The following is a 14,936-nucleotide window of genomic DNA, read 5'->3' as shown; positions in this document are numbered from 1 at the left end:
CGAAAGGGTCCCCATGCCTCCCGTCCGCGTCGAACGCGCAGGCCACGTCACCACGGTCGTCCTGTCCCGCCCCGAGGCCCGCAACGCGGTCGACGGTCCGACGGCGGCTCAACTGGCCGAGGCCTTCCGCGCGTTCGAGGCGGACGACGGGGCGCGGGTCGCCGTGCTGTGGGGCGAGGGCGGCACGTTCTGCGCGGGAGCGGACCTCAAGGCGATCGGCACGGAGCGCGGGAACCGGGTGGCGGAGTTCACCGACGACACGGCGGGGCCGATGGGCCCGACCCGCCTGCGTCTGACGAAGCCCGTCATCGCGGCCGTGGCGGGGCACGCGGTGGCGGGCGGCCTCGAACTCGCCCTCTGGTGCGATCTGCGGGTGGCGGAGGAGGACGCGGTGTTCGGTGTCTTCTGCCGCCGCTGGGGAGTTCCGCTCATCGACGGCGGCACGGTCCGCCTCCCCCGGCTCATCGGTGAGAGCCGCGCGAGCGACCTGATCCTGACCGGCCGCCCCGTCGAGGCGCGGGAGGCGTACGAGATCGGTCTCGCGAACCGCCTCGTGCCGCCCGGCGGCTCCCGCGCGGCGGCGGAGGCGCTCGCCGCGCAGATCGCCGCGTTCCCGCAGGACTGCCTGCGCAGCGACCGGGCGTCCCTGCGGGAACAGCACGGCCGGGACGAGGCGGCGGCGATGAACACCGAACTCCGCTACGGCATGGGTGTGTTGGGCGGGGCGACCGAAGGGGCGGGCCGGTTCGCGGCGGGGGCAGGGCGGCACGGGTCGTTCGAGAACGACTGACCGCCTCCCCCATACCGTTTCGTAGCCCCGCACCCCTTTCCCGGCCCAGGAGTTGTCGCCTCACCCGAGCTCAAGGGTCGTCACGCCGAAGACCCGCTCCTCGGCGAACGCCCGAACCGGCCCGGTGTACATCCGGGCCGTCTCGAACCCCGGTTCCAGCCCCCGCTCCTCGGCCAGGGCGACGGCCGCCGGGTTCGACGCGGGCACGTCGAGGCCGACCGGTCGCCCCGCCGGAGCGAGCGCGTCGAACAGCACACGGGCGTCGTCCGGCGTGTCCGCGAACAGCGGCCCGATCCGCGGCATGTCGAGCCCCTCGCGCAGCACGCCGTACCCGGTGACGCGTCCGCCGACGACGCGAGCACGGACCGTGTGTCCCTGCGTGGTCAGCCAGGATTCCAGGAAGCGCGGCCGGTCCGCCGGACAGCAGGCACTGTCGTACGCGAGCAGGGGCCGGAGGTCGCCCTCGACCGGCACGACACCGTCGCCGGGACCGGGCGCACCGCCACCGCTCGCAATCCCGGTGAACCGGGTGGTGCGGTGGGCGAGTTCGAAGCCGGACTTGCGGTAGTTGCCCTGCTGGGCGACGACGCCGTCGAGCCCGACGGTGCGCCCGCCCGCGTGCGCGAGCCCCGCCCTCCAAGTGGCGATGCCATGGCCGAGTCCGCGCAGGTCGGGACGGACGAGGTAGCAGCCCAGGAACGCGTAGGCGTCCCCGTAGTTGACGACGGAGACAGCGGACACCGGCTCGCCGTCGATCCGGCCGAGGAAGAACCCGTCGGGGTCCTGGGCGAAGAAGCTGGGCCCGTCCGCCAGGCCGGGGTTCCAGCCCTCGTCGGCGGCCCAGCCACGGATCACCGGCCAGTCGGCGAGCGTGGCCCGGGAGATGTCGAGGTGTGCGGGAAGCTGGGGGACGTCACTCATGCGCGGTGCTCCTGTCTCGGATTCCACTCCGCCCCGGCATCCTCTCCCATTGCGGCCGCACACTTCGCACACATACGGCAGGATGCTCGTGCACGCGCTCGATCATGCCCGGACGACCAGGGAGTTGCAGCCACCCATGCCCTCGACGCCCGACACATCCCCCACCCCGCCGCGTATCGACACCAGCAGGCCGCACCCGGCGCGGGTGTACGACTGGTACCTCGGCGGCAAGGACAACTATCCGGTGGACGAGGAGCTCGGCCGCCAGATCACCACGCTGGAGCCGACGGCCAAGTACGCGGCGCGGCACAACCGTTGGTTCATGCACCGCGCGACCCGGATGCTCGCGGCGCGCGGCGGTGTCACCCAGTTCCTCGACATCGGCACCGGCATCCCGACCGAGCCGAACCTGCACCGCATCGCGCAACTCGCGGCGCCCGAGGCGAGCGTCGTGTACGTCGACAACGACCCGATCGTGCTGCGGCACGCGGAGGCGCTGCTGCACGGCACTCCGGAGGGGGTCACGCGCTACGTCCAGGCCGACGCCCGCGAACCGGACCGCATCATCGAACTGGCCCGGGAGATCCTGGACTTCGAGCGCCCGATAGCGGTGTCGTTGATCGCGCTGCTGCACTTCATCCCGGACGAGCAGGGCGCGTACGACATCGTGCGCACCTTCGTGGACGCCCTGCCCTCGGGCAGCCACCTCGCCCTGTCCCATGTGGCCGCGGACTACGACCCGTCGCGCACTCAGCAGACGATCGACATGTACGCGGCCGGCGGGATCACCCTCGCCCCGCGCACGCACGAGGAGATGACGAAGTTCTTCACCGGGACCGGACTCGAGCTGGTGGACCCCGGCGTGGTCTGGCTCCCCGACTGGCACCCGGAGTTGGCCGTCGACGAGGACCGGGACGGATCACCGGTGCCGATGTACGGGGCGGTGGGCCGCAAGAGCTGAAGTGGCGTACGGGGCCAGGTGACTTGACCGGGACAGGAGTCATCACGCCGACATGCATGACGAAACTCACACATGGCGATAGCCACGTGACGGACCGCAGCGAATAGGCGTGCGGATCCCCTACGCTCTTTCACATGTCCGCCATCCCAGCCTCACGCGCCGTACGGTCCGCCGACGTGGTCAACGAGCAGATTCGTGACCTGTGGGCACGCACGGGTGGGCACCTGAACCCCGAGGACCGCGCCGAGTACGAGTCGCTGGTCACGGAGTGGGCGTCCGCGATCGGCAGTGGGGTCGCGCAGCGCGCGTGACCCCACCCCGCGGCCGCTCCCGCAGTCAGGACTGCGGACGGGAGCCGTGATTCGCCGCGTGCTTGCGGCGCGCCTTCTTCTTCCGACGACGCTTCGAGGACATGGGACCTCCCGGGAAGGAATGGGGCATTTCGCCCATCAGCCTTCCATAGAGGTCATCCGGCCGCGAACGGGCGGGGTGCCGTCCTCTTGCCGCATCGCGCTGCGCTCCGTAATCAAGGTGCGCCCAGCAGTTACCTACTCCGGGGGCGTGGGCGTGTCCGCGCTGCGGTACATGGCCTGGAGGTCCATTTCGAGCTTGACCGTGGGGCCGACGACCGCGATGCCCTTGGCGAGCATCGTGCGCCAGTTCAGGGTGTAGTCCTCGCGGTGCAGCTCCGCCGTGGCGAGGGCCGCGCAGCGCAGCTCCTCGGCGTAACCGCCGTTGACGACGCCGAGGTAGCCGGTCTCCAGGTCGACCGTGCGGCTCACGCCGTGCATGGTGAGGGCGCCCTGGACGGTCCACTTGGATCCGCCGCGGTAGATGAAACGGTCCGAACTGAAGTGGAGGTACGGGTAGTTCTCGACGTCCAGGAAGTCCGCGGAACGCAGGTGGTTGTCGCGGGTGTTGTTGCCCGTCGTGATCGACGCGGCCTCGATGCGGACCTCGACGCGCGAGTCCGCCATGTCGGGCGCGATCTGGATGCCGCCCTCGAAGCGCGTGAAGCGGCCGTGGACGTGGGCCATGCCGACGTGCTTGGCGATGAAGCGGATCGCGGTGTGCGGCGGGTCGAACATCCAGGTGCCGGGCTGCGGCAGCTCCGGCGAACGGCCCACGTGCAGCTGGATGCCGGTGAGCGGCAGCGTCTCGCCCTCGACGACCTCGACCGTCTGCTGGAACGGCTCCAGGCCCTCGGCCGCGATCAGGACGCTGTAGCGGCCGGGCTGCAGCGTGACGAAGACCAGACCGAAGGGGTCGGTCGTGGCCTTCACGGAGACGCGCCCGGTCTGCGACTGGGTCATCGTGACATCGGCGCCCGGCATGGGCTGACCGAACGGGTCGGTCACCTCGCAGTGCACGCCGCCCGCCCCCTGCGGCACGGAGTGGACGGGACCACCTCCCCGCCCTGCCGAACCGGCGCTCTTCCGACGGAACAATGCGAGGGGCATGAGGGGCCTTTCTTGGACATCTGAACGAGCGCGCCCACCATGCCATGCGCCCGGCCTGCCCAAATCGGGCGGAGCCGCGTATTCCGGCAGGCGCGAACCCGCCAATTCACAAGACCCACACCTTTCCGGCCCCAACTACCCTCTGGACGTCACCCTCCTCCTCTCCCTCCTCGCGCGTGTTCACTGGTTCTCCGCAAAGCGTTGACGAAGCAGGAAGCGCTCTGGCAAGGTCGCGAACCCGGCGCCACCCCCACGTGGGACCGAGGAGATCCCCACCCGATGAAGTCAAGGCACACCTCCGCCCGCAGGACCGCACCCCACGGGCCCGCCCTGCGGCGCTTCGCCGAGACACACTGGGCCAGGGAGCCGGTGGTCGTCTCCGACGCACCCGTGCTGGGCATCGACCCGGCCGACGCCCACGCGCTCTTCCTCATGGCGGCCGCGCACCCCGAGTCCCTGCACCTGGCCACGACCGACGGTTTCCTGTCCGAGCCGGGCCCGCTGCTGCCCGGCCGGACCGACCGGGACCTCGACGGTTACGTCGCACGCCTCGCCTCAGCGCCCCTGCTCGGCGGCGACGGCTGGCTGCTGACCGCCGCCGATCCCCTGCACCGGGACTTCTCGGCGTGGTCGCGGGTACGGGACGCGCTGGCCGGGCTCTGGCGGTACGTCGGGTGGCCCGTGGTCCCGGTGGCCGCGGAGCTGGCCGTCGGCGACCGGCACCACGCCGTCGCCGAGGCGGGCGACCCCGGCGCCGCCTCCCTCACCTGGGTCATCGACGGCCAGCTGACCGTACGGGTGCGCCCCGAGCACACCGGCACCGAGTACGAACTCCACGCGGCGGCAGGTGACTTGGTGCACTGGCCCGCCGGAAGCCGGCACCTCGATCACCGTACGGGACCGTGCACGACGCTGCGGGTGAGCGTGCCCGCCCGCACGGCCTCGGCCCTGCCACTGGTCACGGAGGCCGTCCGCACCCTGCTGCGAAGACACGGTCCGCACCCGGACACCCCGGTGACACTCCCCCATCCGCTGCCCGCGAGAGCCGACGGGCGGCTGACGCTTCCCACCCAACTCGCCTACTCAGCCCGCCCGTTGGCGGACACGCTCGCCGATCCGGGCGTCGAGCGGGCCCTGCTCGCGCGCTGGGCCGGGCTGCGCTCCGCCGCGGGGCTCGATCCGGCGCCCGCGCCACGGCCCGCCGTGCCCCTCACCTCCCGGCACCGATTACTGTGCGTCAGCGAGATCATCCGGGTCGCCACCGGTGCCGATGACGCGCTGTGGGCGGCGAACGGGCAGGTGTGGCCGGTGCGGGGCCGTGCGGCCGACCGTGTGCTCAGCCGCCTGCGCACGACACACCAGGACACCACCGTGGCCGACCTGGCCCGGTCGTCGGGGCTGTCCGACGACTCTCCTCACCTGCACGGCGTGCTCCGCGAGCTGTGCCGTTCACGGGCCGTCGCGATCGCGCCACCGGAGCCGCACCCGTGACGGCGGGCGCCGCCACCCCGGTCGACGTCCTCGGACCCGTCGACCGGTCGATCGACTGGCAACGCCTCGCGGCCGACCACTGGGACCGCCGGCCCGCCCTGCTCCGCCCGAGCCGCACCCCCGGCCCCGCCGCTCCGTTCGACCGCCACGAGGTCTTCGAGGGCGCCGTCGCCGCCGGACACCACACCACGGCGGACGACGACGAACGGGTCCGGTTCGCCGTGGGGCCGCGCCGCCTCACCGACCCCGGTGATCTGTTGCCCCGGCCGGAGGACGGCTCCTTCGCCGCCTACGACCGCCGCCTCCAACGGCAGTTGGGCGGCGCCCCCTTCACCCTCGTCGTCCGGGAGCTGCACGCGGGGCACCATCCGCTGTGGGCCAGGGAGCGGGCCTTCTTCACCGGCCTGTGGGACGCGGTCGGCCGGCCCCTGGTACCCATCGGCACGACGCTGTGCCACGGAACGTCCGAGCCACCACGCCCCTCGCCCTCCCAGCCCCGCGCAGCAACGTTCCTCTACGTCCTCCACGGCCACCACCGGATCCGCCTCACGGGACCGGAGAAGCGGCGCTGGACCGCTACGGCCGCCCCCGGCGACCTGCTCTACTGGCCCGCCGGCCACGAACACACCCTCCACGGACCCCGCTCCCCCGCCACGACCGTGCACGTCTCCGTCCCGCGCGCACCCGCACCGCTCATCGGCCCGTCCTCCTCGCACGGGACGTGGGGCACGGTCGACACCCTCGTACCGGCCGACGAGTCACCCGAAGACCTGCCCGGCACCCTCCCGCCGCCCCTCGCCGCGGCGCTGCACCACCTCCGCCAGGAGACCCGTCCCGCGCCGCTCCACCGGCGCCTGGCCCGCGAGGTGCTGCGGCAGGCCACGGACGGGGGCCTGCGCCCGGTGCCGCCGCCCACCCGGCCCGGCTACTTCACCGACGACGACGCGGTGCGGGCCACGGAGCGTGTGGTGTGGATGCCGGCCGGCGGGCACCGCCTCGTCGCGGCGTGCGGACACATCACACGCACCGGCCTGACGGCGCGCGAACTGGGCGCTCTGCTCGGCCGCCTGAACAGCGGCGCCCCGCTGCCAGTGAGCGAACTGACGCCGCCCGCACGCCGGTTACTGGCACGCCTGTCTGCGTTCCGCGCCGTGGAACGGTTGTAGGGCCGCGCGTGGCGGACGGATCATCGGCATTACGTAAGGGGGCAGCAACGGAGTTGGGTCCGGGATGCGAGAAGCTTGTGCAGAATAGGTGAGGCTCCGGCCCGCCGCCCCTGTCCCCGACCGAGCAGGTATCACGTGACGAAACATCACATATCCGCCCTCGATGCCCTACTGACAGCGTTCGGCCCCCGCACGGGCGGTGCCCGTTGAGTCGCGGCGTCGAACTCCACGACCTGATTTTCGCCGGTGTCGCCCTGATCGGCGGTCTGCTGGCGGGGCTGCTGCTGCGCGCCCTGCTGCGCTGGCTCGGCGTGCGCGCCGGGCAGACGCGGTGGGCCGGGGACGATGTGATCGTCGACGCGCTGCGCACGCTGGTGCCGTGGGCGGCGGTCACGGCGGGCGCCGCCGTGGCCGCCGAGGTGCTGCCGCTCACCCCGCGTACGGGCCGGAATGTGAACATGGCGCTCACGGCGCTGCTCATCGTCGTGGCGACGCTGACGGCGGCGCGGGTGATCACGGGGCTCGTACGGGCGGTCGCGCAGTCCCGTGCGGCCGTGGCGGGTTCGGCGACCATCTTCGTGAACATCACGCGGGTCGTGGTGCTCGCGATGGGGTTCCTGGTGGTGCTGCAGACGCTGGGGATCTCCATCGCGCCGCTGCTCACCGCCCTGGGTGTGGGCGGCCTGGCCGTGGCACTCGCCCTTCAGGACACCCTCGCCAACCTGTTCGCGGGCGTGCACATCCTGGCCTCCAAGACCGTGCAGCCCGGTGACTACATCAGGCTGAGCAGTGGCGAGGAGGGCTATGTCGTCGACATCAACTGGCGCAACACGGTGGTGCGGCAGCTCTCCAACAACCTCGTGATCATCCCGAACACGCAGCTGTCGGGCACGAACATGACCAACTTCAGCCGCCCGGAGCAGGAGATGACCCTCAGCGTGCTGGCCGGGGTCGGCTACGACGTCGACCTGGAGGAAGTGGAGCGGGTGACGGTCGAGGTCGTCACCGAGGTGATGAAGGAGGTCGAGGGCGCCGTGCCGGAGCACGAACCGCTCGTGCGCTTCCACACCTTCGGCGACTCCCGGATCAGCTTCAACGTGATCCTGGGCGTCGGCGAGTTCAGCGACCAGTACCGGATCAAGCACGAGTTCATCAAGCGGCTGCACGCGCGCTTCCGCGCGGAGGGCATCCGCATTCCGTCTCCGGCACGGACGGTGGCGCTGACGACGGGCAGCCCCTCGGTCGTGATCCCGCATCAGCGGGACGCGCACGAGGCCCCGCTCGCGCCGCCCGTCTAGCGCCCTTCAGTCGTGGTCGGCGGAGGCGAGGATCTCGCCGACCACGCGGGTCGCGGTGCGCGCCATGAACGGGTTCGAGTCCCGGTAGTACGCCAGCTCGTGCACCGCGATGGTCAGCGCCCAGCCGCGCCCCCGCACCCACGCGTCGTCGTCGACCGCCACGGCCTCGCGGAAGATCCGCCGCTCCGGGCCGCCCAGGACGTACCAGGCAGCGATCAGATCGACGGCCGGATCCCCCGTGCCCATGCACCCGAAGTCGATGACCGAGCCGAGCCGGCTGCCCTGCGACACCAGAAGGTTGCCGGGCTGCAGGTCCCCGTGCAGCCACACGTCGCGGACCGCGCCGGGCGTGCGCACCGCCTCGTCCCAGAGGGCGAGGGCCGCCGCGGAGTCGATCGTCCCGGCCAGACGGCGGGTCACCTCGCGGGTCCCGTCGGCGCGTTCGGCGAGCGGCCGCCCGCGGTACGCCTCCGGTGCCCCGGTGGTGTCGATCGCGCGCATCGCCGTGACGAAGCCCGCCAGATCCCCGGCCAGCGCCTCGGGATCGCCGAGCCGCCCCACGGCCGGGTTCTCGCCGGGCAGCCAGCGGTGCACCGCCCACGGCCACGGGAAGCCGTGCCCCGGCTCCCCCTCGGCCACCTGCTCCGGCACGGGCACCGGCAGCCGGGCCGCCAGGTACGGGAGCCACCGTCGCGCGTCCGCCAGTTCGGGTTCGACGCCGGCCAGACGCGGCAGCCGCACCACCCACTCCTCGCCGAGCCGGTACAGAACGTTCTGCGTGCCGTGCGAGTCGACGTACTTCAGGGGCAGGCCCGCCCACCGCGGGAACTGCTCGTCGACGAGCGCCCGGACGAGGTCCTCGTCGATGTCCGGCTCGTCCTGGTGCAGCTTGCGTACGCCCATGGTCACCTTTCGCGGCGGGTCCGGACCTCGTCGGGAACGGGCGCGAGCGTAACCGCTGGTGTCCGTTCCCGACGATCGGTTTTCCCCGCCCGCAGGACGCAGGGCCCCGGTATCACCCGGAGACCGAGGGCCGCCCGTTCTCGATGTGGCCCATCAGGCGCCGCGCGAAGTCGGGCTCGTTCTCGCAGCGCACGATCAGGTCGTACCAGCCGTGGGTCTTCGCGGCGGGGTGCGTCACGGTGGTGCGGTCGCCGGGCGCGACGCGGATCTGCCGGGTCAGGGGCGCGGCGTCGGCCGCGCGCACGTAGGCCTGCGGGCGGACGGTGAACACCTTGGCCTCGGTGCCGTGGTTGGCCAGCGTGATGCGCAGTTCGCGGGTCTTGGCGCGCACGGTCGACGTGACCTCCGCGGTGGACGCGGCGAGGCCCGCGAACTCGCGGCGGAAGCCGCCCGGGCCGGTGACGGTGAACCGGTAGCGGTCCTTTGCCGGTGTCACGGTCAGGGCGCGGGTGCCGGAGACGTCGCGGTGCTGCGGCACGTCGAACTCGCCCTCGTACGAGTAGAGCGCGAAGTGGGCGCTGGACGTACCGGTGTTGGAGAGGGTGACCTCGACGCGCCCCTCGTCGATCCGCGCGTACGCGTCGGTCTGGTACGGCAGCGGGCGCGCGGGCCGGGTGCCGGGCTCCTGCACCGGCATTTTCTGCTCGGCCGGCGGGCTCGGCTTCCAGCGGGCGGCGGCCGGCGGCACCGGGCCGGGATTGTGCACGGCGGGCTGCTTCTCGGCGGTGTCGAAGTCGAAGGCGGAGGTCAGGTCGCCGCATATCCGGCGGCGCCACGGCGTGATGTTGGGGTTCTCGATGCCGGTCCACTTCTCCAGGAAGCGGTTGACGGAGGTGTGGTCGAACAGCTCGGAGCACACGTAACCACCCACCGACCACGGCGAGATCACCAGCATCGGCACGCGCATGCCGAGCCCGGTGGGCTGCCCCAGCCACCACTCGTCGGGCTCGCCCGGCTCGGGCACGGGCGGCGGGACGTGGTCGAAGAAGCCGTCGTTCTCGTCGTAGTTGATGAGCACGACGGTCTTGCGCCACACGTCGGGGTGCGAGGCCAGCGCGTCGAGCACCTTGTACGGGACGCTGGCGCTCGCGGCGGGCACGGAGACGCTGGGGTGCTCGGAGTCGACCGCGGACGGCACCAGGTAGGAGACCGCGGGCAGCTTCCCGGCGGCGACGTCGGCGGCGAAACGCTCGGCCAGGGTGCCGGTGGGCACGCGACGCAGGGCGCGCTCGAACAGGCTGCGTTCGGCCTTGGTGAGCGCCTTGACGCCCTCCTCCAGGAGTCCGAGCAGCCGCTTCCGCTCGGCCGTGTCACCGGCGTCGTCCGCCTTGCGGACGAGCGCGTAGAACGACTCCATGTACGTGTGCCCGCCGGTCTTGGCCAGCACCTTGCGGGCGACCGCCTTGAAGGAGGCGTAGAACTCGATCTGGTTGTCGGTGAAGTTCTCCCACTCGGTGTACGTCTGCCAGCTGCGGCCCTCCTTCTCCAGGAGTTCGGCGAAGGTGGGCCAGTCGTAGCCCTTGTGGGTGCCCTCGTCGTAGGCGTCGTTGCCGATGGCGCGCACGCCGGACGGCTCGTCGCCGGAGTTTCCGCTCCAGAGGTAATTGCGGTTGGGGCTGGTGGAGCTGTGCATGGACGAGTGGTAGGCGTCGCAGATGGTGAAGGTGTCGGCGAGCTCGTACTGCAGCGGAATGTCGGAGCGGTCGTAATACGCCATGGTCGCCGCGGTCTTGGCGGAGACCCACTGGTTCATCCAGCCGTTGTTCCAGGCCTTGTGGCCGCCGTTCCAGTCGTGGTTGAGGGCGTCGATGTACTGCAGGTCGTGCTGCTGCGCCTCGGCGGCCGCGCGCACGGAGAACGGCAGGACTCTCTTCGCGCCGTCCGGTTGCTCGAACACGGGCTTTCCGTCGGCGAGTTGGACGGCGTTGCGGTCGCCGAAGCCGCGGACGCCGCGCAGCATGCCGAAGTAGTGGTCGAACGACCGGTTCTCCTGCATGAGGATCACCACGTGCTCGATGGCGTCGAGCCCGCCGGACGGCGGCTCGGCGGCCAGGGCCCGCTGAAGGGAGGGCGGCAGCAGCGAGCCCGCCGCCGCGGCGCCGAGCGCGCCCGCACCGAGGGCGAGGGCGCGACGCCGGGACACGGGGCTGGAGAGGGGATCGGTCATGTCGGCGGCTCCTGGGTTCGGTGGCGACGGGGGGTACGCAGGGACGCTACGAGTGCAGACAGTACGGATGGTGAGCACCGGATGAACTCATGTCGGCACCACACAATCAAGCTCTGGACAAAAATGAGCATGGAATTGCTTGAATTTGACGAGTAGTGTGCGCCGCATGCTGGCAGAGCGACGACACCACCTGATCCTGCGTGCGCTGCGCTCCGGCGGGCCCGCGTCCGTCGCCGAACTCGCCGAGCAGCTCACCGTGAGCCCCGCGACCATCCGCCGCGACCTGGTGAAACTGGAGGAGGACGGACTCCTCACCCGCGTGCACGGCGGCGCCGTCATGGAGGAGGGCGACCAGCCCTTCGCCGAGGTCGCGCAGGTACGGGTCCCCGAGAAGGACACCATCGCCGAGCATGCGGCGTCCCTGATAGCGGACGGCCAGTCGGTCCTCCTCGACATCGGGACGACCGCGTACCGCCTGGCCCGCCAGCTGCACGGCCGGCGGCTCACCGTCATCACCAGCAACCTGGTGGTGTACGAGGAGCTGGCCGACGACACCGGCATCGACCTGGTGCTGCTCGGCGGCATGCTGCGCCGCGAGTACCGCTCCCTGGTCGGCTTCCTCACCGAGGACAACCTGCGCCAGCTGCACGCCGACTGGCTGTTCCTCGGCACCAGCGGCGTCCGCCCGAACGGGCAGGTGATGGACACCACCGTGGTGGAGGTCCCGGTCAAGCGGGCCATGATCGCGGCAGCCGACCGGACGGTGCTCCTCGCCGACTCCTCCAAGTTCCCCGGCACCGGCATGGCCAAGGTGTGCGGCCCCGACTCCCTCGACGTTCTCGTGACCAACTCCTCCGCCCCGGCGCCCACTTGTGCAGCGCTCACGGAGGCCGGCGTGAAAGTAGTGCAGGTATGAAACTGACGATTCTCGGTGGCGGCGGATTCCGCGTGCCGCTGGTGTACGGGGCCCTGCTCACCGACCACGCGGAGGGCCGCGTCACCGAGGTCGCCCTGTACGACCTCGACGGGCAGCGCCTCGACGCGATCGCGCGGGTCCTGGCCGAGCAGGCCGAAGGGGTGCCGGACGCGCCTTCCGTGACCGTCACCACCGATCTCGACGAGGCGGTGCGCGGCACGGACTTCGTGTTCTCTGCGATCCGGGTGGGCGGCCTCGAAGGGCGGGCGGCGGACGAGCGGATCGCGCTCGCCGAGGACGTGCTTGGCCAGGAGACGGTCGGCGCGGGCGGGCTCGCGTACGGGCTGCGGACGCTGCCGGTCGTCGAGGAGATCGCGCGCCGCATCGCCCAACTCGCCCCGGACGCCTGGTTCATCAACTTCACCAACCCGGCGGGCCTGGTCACGGAGGCGCTCGCGGATCACCTGGGCGACCGGGTCATCGGCATCTGCGACTCCCCCGTCGGCCTCGGCAAGCGCGTGGCACGCGCGCTCGGCGCCGATCCGCAGGACGCGTGGGTCGATTACGTGGGCCTCAACCACCTGGGCTGGCTGCGCGGGTTGAAGGTGAACGGCCGCGACGAACTCCCCCGCCTCCTCGCCGACGAGGCACTCCTCGGCTCCTTCGAGGAGGGCAAGCTGTTCGGCACGGAGTGGCTGCGCGAGCTGGGCTCGATCCCCAACGAGTACCTGCACTACTACTACTTCAACCGTGAGGCCGTACACGCCTACCAGGAAGCGGAGTTGACGCGCGGCGCGTTCCTGCACGTGCAGCAGTCCCGCTTCTACGACCGGATGCGCGACCCGGCGGCCCCACCGCTCAAGACGTGGGACGCGACGCGGGCCGAGCGCGAGGCCACGTACATGGCGGAGAACCGGGAGGCGGCCGGCGCGGGCGAACGCGACGAGGCCTCCCTCACCGAGTCCGGCGGCTACGAGAAGGTGGCCCTCGACCTGATGCGCGCCATCGCCCGCGACGAGCGCGCCACGCTGATCCTCAACGTCCGCAACCGCGGGGCCCTTTCGGGCCTCGACGCCGACGCGGTGATCGAGGTCCCGTGCCTGGTCGACGCCAACGGGGCGCACCCCGTCACCGTCGACCCGCTGCCGGGACACGCCATGGGCCTCGTGACATCGGTGAAGGCGGTCGAGCGTGAGGTCCTCGCCGCCGCCCGCTCCGGCTCGCGGGCGACGGCGGTGAAGGCGTTCGCGCTGCATCCGCTGGTGGACTCGGCGAACGTGGCGCGCCGCCTGGTCGACGCGTACCGGCAGGCGCACCCGGGCCTCGGCTACCTCCGCTGACGCGCCTCCCGGTGCTCGACCGAGTTCCGGTACCCGTACGCCGCGTAGACCCCGACCCCGATCAGCATCCACACCGCGAACCGGACCCACGTCACCCAGTCCAGGTTGCTGATCAGCCACACGGAGAACGCGACACCGATCGCCGGGACCCAGGGCACCAGCGGCGTACGGAAGGTGCGCGGCAGGTCGGGCCGCGTCCTGCGCAGCACAACAACGGCGATGGCCACCACGATGAACGCCATCAGGATGCCGATGTTGGTGAGGTCGGCGGCCTCCCGGATGGGCAGGAACCCGGCGATCAGCGCGGAGCCGATGCCGACCGGCCAGATCACCCGCGTGGGCACGTGCCTGCGCGGGTGGTTGCGCGCGAAGTAGCGCGGCAGCAGCCCGTCGCGGCTCATCGAGTACCAGACGCGTGACACGGCAAGCATGTTGGCGAACGCCGACGTGGTGATGCCGATGACAGCGCCGACGGCCACGACGAGCCCGAGCCCGCCGAGTCCAACTGCCCCCAGGGCACTGGAGAACGGACTGGCCACATCGATGTCCTTGTAGTTCTGCATCCCGAGCAGCACGACGCACACCGCGAGATAGATGAACGCGGCGATGCCGAGCGAGACGAGGATGGCCTTCGGCAGCACCTTCTTCGCCTCGGCGCTCTCCTCTGCGGCCGCGCTCATGGCGTCGTACCCGTAGACGGCGAAGAACGCGGTGGCGGCTCCGGTGAACGCGCCTCCTACTCCATAGGGGAGGAACGGCGTGTAGTTACCGGACTTGATGTGAAAGGCCCCGGCGACGACCACGAGCGCGACGATCCCCAGCTTCACGACGACAAGGATGGTCTCGAACCGCGCCGACTCCTTCGTCCCCCGGGACAGCACGAAGGCAAGCAACAAACACAACAGCAGCGCGAACAGATCGACGCGATGACCGGAGCCGGTACCGGGAGCGCCCAGCATCCAACTGGGCACGTCAATGCCGACGTGCTCCAGGATGTACGAGAAGTACCCGGACACCGCGATGGCGACCACGGCCACGATCGCGGTGTACTCGAGCAGCAGGTCCCAGCCGATCGCCCAGCCGACGAACTCGCCGAGGGCGGCGTAGGAGTAGGTGTAGGCGGAGCCCGCCTTCGGGATGGTGCCGGCGAACTCCGCGTAGCAGAGGGCGGCCGCGCCGCTGGCCACGATGGCGATGAGGAACGAGAGCATCACGCCGGGTCCGGCGTCCTCATTGGCCACGACACCGGCCAGCGAGAAGACCCCCGCGCCGACCAGACCGCCGAGGCTGAGGGCGACGAGCTGCCACAGGCCCATGGTGCGGCGCAGTCCGCCGCTGGTCTCCTCCTCCGAGTCGTCGACGGGCTTGAGGCGGAAGATGCCGGCGCGGGAGAGGAGTCCGCCGCCGGGCCCGGCCGGGTCGCGGGGTGGGTTGGTTGTCGTACGGGACACGGTGGCTCCTGG

13 protein-coding genes are annotated in these 14,936 nt (G+C 71.5%); 8 read left to right on the top strand and 5 right to left on the bottom strand.

Annotated elements, in window-relative coordinates; genetic code table 11:
• The first annotated feature begins 13 nt into the window (after nucleotides 1–13).
• A complete protein-coding gene (locus tag ACIRHA_RS05850; protein WP_403840303.1) occupies nucleotides 14–790 on the top strand; it encodes a crotonase/enoyl-CoA hydratase family protein in 777 nt (258 codons plus the stop codon).
• A 60-nt stretch (nucleotides 791–850) separates the two neighbouring features.
• On the opposite strand, the gene ACIRHA_RS05845 is transcribed toward ACIRHA_RS05850, so the two are convergent.
• On the bottom strand, nucleotides 851–1,711 hold the full coding sequence (locus ACIRHA_RS05845; RefSeq protein ID WP_403840300.1) for a GNAT family N-acetyltransferase: 861 nt from the start codon (nucleotides 1,709–1,711) through the stop codon (nucleotides 851–853).
• Nucleotides 1,712–1,847: 136 nt separating this feature from the next.
• Here ACIRHA_RS05845 and ACIRHA_RS05840 point away from each other — a divergent pair, with 136 nt between their 5' ends.
• Together ACIRHA_RS05840 and ACIRHA_RS05835 are read left to right on the top strand one after the other, a co-directional pair.
• Nucleotides 1,848–2,672, top strand: coding sequence for an SAM-dependent methyltransferase (locus tag ACIRHA_RS05840; RefSeq protein ID WP_403840298.1), 825 nt, complete (start codon nucleotides 1,848–1,850; stop codon nucleotides 2,670–2,672).
• A gap of 134 nt (nucleotides 2,673–2,806) precedes the next feature.
• Entirely contained in the window at nucleotides 2,807–2,983 is a 177-nt protein-coding gene (locus ACIRHA_RS05835) for a hypothetical protein (protein WP_403840296.1), read from the top strand.
• Nucleotides 2,984–3,220: 237 nt separating this feature from the next.
• On the opposite strand, the gene ACIRHA_RS05830 is transcribed toward ACIRHA_RS05835, so the two are convergent.
• Complete coding sequence (locus tag ACIRHA_RS05830; RefSeq protein ID WP_403840294.1) at nucleotides 3,221–4,132, bottom strand: YceI family protein; 912 nt, start codon at nucleotides 4,130–4,132, stop codon at nucleotides 3,221–3,223.
• A gap of 279 nt (nucleotides 4,133–4,411) precedes the next feature.
• Here ACIRHA_RS05830 and ACIRHA_RS05825 point away from each other — a divergent pair, with 279 nt between their 5' ends.
• The 3 genes from ACIRHA_RS05825 to ACIRHA_RS05815 all read left to right on the top strand — a co-directional run bounded on the left by ACIRHA_RS05825 (nucleotide 4,412) and on the right by ACIRHA_RS05815 (nucleotide 8,087).
• A complete protein-coding gene (locus ACIRHA_RS05825; protein ID WP_403840292.1) occupies nucleotides 4,412–5,623 on the top strand; it encodes a hypothetical protein in 1,212 nt (403 codons plus the stop codon).
• Nucleotides 5,620–6,789, top strand: coding sequence for a hypothetical protein (locus ACIRHA_RS05820; protein WP_403840290.1), 1,170 nt, complete (start codon nucleotides 5,620–5,622; stop codon nucleotides 6,787–6,789). The genes ACIRHA_RS05825 and ACIRHA_RS05820 overlap by 4 nt, the downstream gene beginning before the upstream one ends.
• A 206-nt stretch (nucleotides 6,790–6,995) precedes the next feature.
• Nucleotides 6,996–8,087: a mechanosensitive ion channel family protein gene (locus tag ACIRHA_RS05815; RefSeq protein WP_403840288.1), complete on the top strand. Its 1,092-nt coding sequence runs from the start codon at nucleotides 6,996–6,998 to the stop codon at nucleotides 8,085–8,087.
• 6 nt (nucleotides 8,088–8,093) lie between these two features.
• Here the strand turns inward: ACIRHA_RS05815 and ACIRHA_RS05810 are convergent, their stop codons facing one another.
• Both ACIRHA_RS05810 and ACIRHA_RS05805 read right to left on the bottom strand, forming a co-directional pair.
• A complete protein-coding gene (locus ACIRHA_RS05810) occupies nucleotides 8,094–8,990 on the bottom strand; it encodes an aminoglycoside phosphotransferase family protein (protein ID WP_403840285.1) in 897 nt (298 codons plus the stop codon).
• Nucleotides 8,991–9,102: 112 nt separating this feature from the next.
• Nucleotides 9,103–11,217, bottom strand: coding sequence for a phosphocholine-specific phospholipase C (locus ACIRHA_RS05805; RefSeq protein ID WP_403840282.1), 2,115 nt, complete (start codon nucleotides 11,215–11,217; stop codon nucleotides 9,103–9,105).
• Between the two features lie 166 nt (nucleotides 11,218–11,383).
• On the opposite strand from ACIRHA_RS05805, the gene ACIRHA_RS05800 reads away from it, so the two are divergent.
• Together ACIRHA_RS05800 and ACIRHA_RS05795 are read left to right on the top strand one after the other, a co-directional pair.
• The gene (locus ACIRHA_RS05800) at nucleotides 11,384–12,133 is read left to right on the top strand and encodes a DeoR/GlpR family DNA-binding transcription regulator (protein ID WP_403840280.1); all 750 of its coding nucleotides are present in this window, start codon (nucleotides 11,384–11,386) and stop codon (nucleotides 12,131–12,133) included.
• Nucleotides 12,130–13,473 (top strand): 6-phospho-beta-glucosidase, encoded by a 1,344-nt coding sequence (locus ACIRHA_RS05795; RefSeq protein ID WP_403840277.1) that lies wholly within the window; start codon nucleotides 12,130–12,132, stop codon nucleotides 13,471–13,473. Before ACIRHA_RS05800 ends, ACIRHA_RS05795 begins: the two co-directional genes overlap by 4 nt.
• On the opposite strand, the gene ACIRHA_RS05790 is transcribed toward ACIRHA_RS05795, so the two are convergent.
• Nucleotides 13,461–14,852 (bottom strand): amino acid permease, encoded by a 1,392-nt coding sequence (locus ACIRHA_RS05790; protein ID WP_403842115.1) that lies wholly within the window; start codon nucleotides 14,850–14,852, stop codon nucleotides 13,461–13,463. The genes ACIRHA_RS05795 and ACIRHA_RS05790 overlap by 13 nt on opposite strands.
• Between the last annotated feature and the right edge of the window lie 84 nt (nucleotides 14,853–14,936).

This window comes from Streptomyces sp. NPDC102360, assembly GCF_044766085.1.
GTDB lineage: Bacteria > Actinomycetota > Actinomycetes > Streptomycetales > Streptomycetaceae > Streptomyces.
The sequence above is the reverse complement of the archived record's forward strand: the minus strand, read 5'-3'. Positions and strand labels throughout refer to the sequence as shown.

Coding starts and splice junctions, on each gene's coding strand:
- ACIRHA_RS05845 (WP_403840300.1), bottom strand. CDS start 1,711: ATGAGTGACGTCCCCCAGCTTCCCGCACACCTCGACATCTCCCGGGCC.
- ACIRHA_RS05825 (WP_403840292.1), top strand. CDS start 4,412: ATGAAGTCAAGGCACACCTCCGCCCGCAGGACCGCACCCCACGGGCCC.
- ACIRHA_RS05835 (WP_403840296.1), top strand. CDS start 2,807: ATGTCCGCCATCCCAGCCTCACGCGCCGTACGGTCCGCCGACGTGGTC.
- ACIRHA_RS05850 (WP_403840303.1), top strand. CDS start 14: ATGCCTCCCGTCCGCGTCGAACGCGCAGGCCACGTCACCACGGTCGTC.
- ACIRHA_RS05840 (WP_403840298.1), top strand. CDS start 1,848: ATGCCCTCGACGCCCGACACATCCCCCACCCCGCCGCGTATCGACACC.
- ACIRHA_RS05805 (WP_403840282.1), bottom strand. CDS start 11,217: ATGACCGATCCCCTCTCCAGCCCCGTGTCCCGGCGTCGCGCCCTCGCC.
- ACIRHA_RS05795 (WP_403840277.1), top strand. CDS start 12,130: ATGAAACTGACGATTCTCGGTGGCGGCGGATTCCGCGTGCCGCTGGTG.
- ACIRHA_RS05800 (WP_403840280.1), top strand. CDS start 11,384: ATGCTGGCAGAGCGACGACACCACCTGATCCTGCGTGCGCTGCGCTCC.
- ACIRHA_RS05810 (WP_403840285.1), bottom strand. CDS start 8,990: ATGGGCGTACGCAAGCTGCACCAGGACGAGCCGGACATCGACGAGGAC.
- ACIRHA_RS05830 (WP_403840294.1), bottom strand. CDS start 4,132: ATGCCCCTCGCATTGTTCCGTCGGAAGAGCGCCGGTTCGGCAGGGCGG.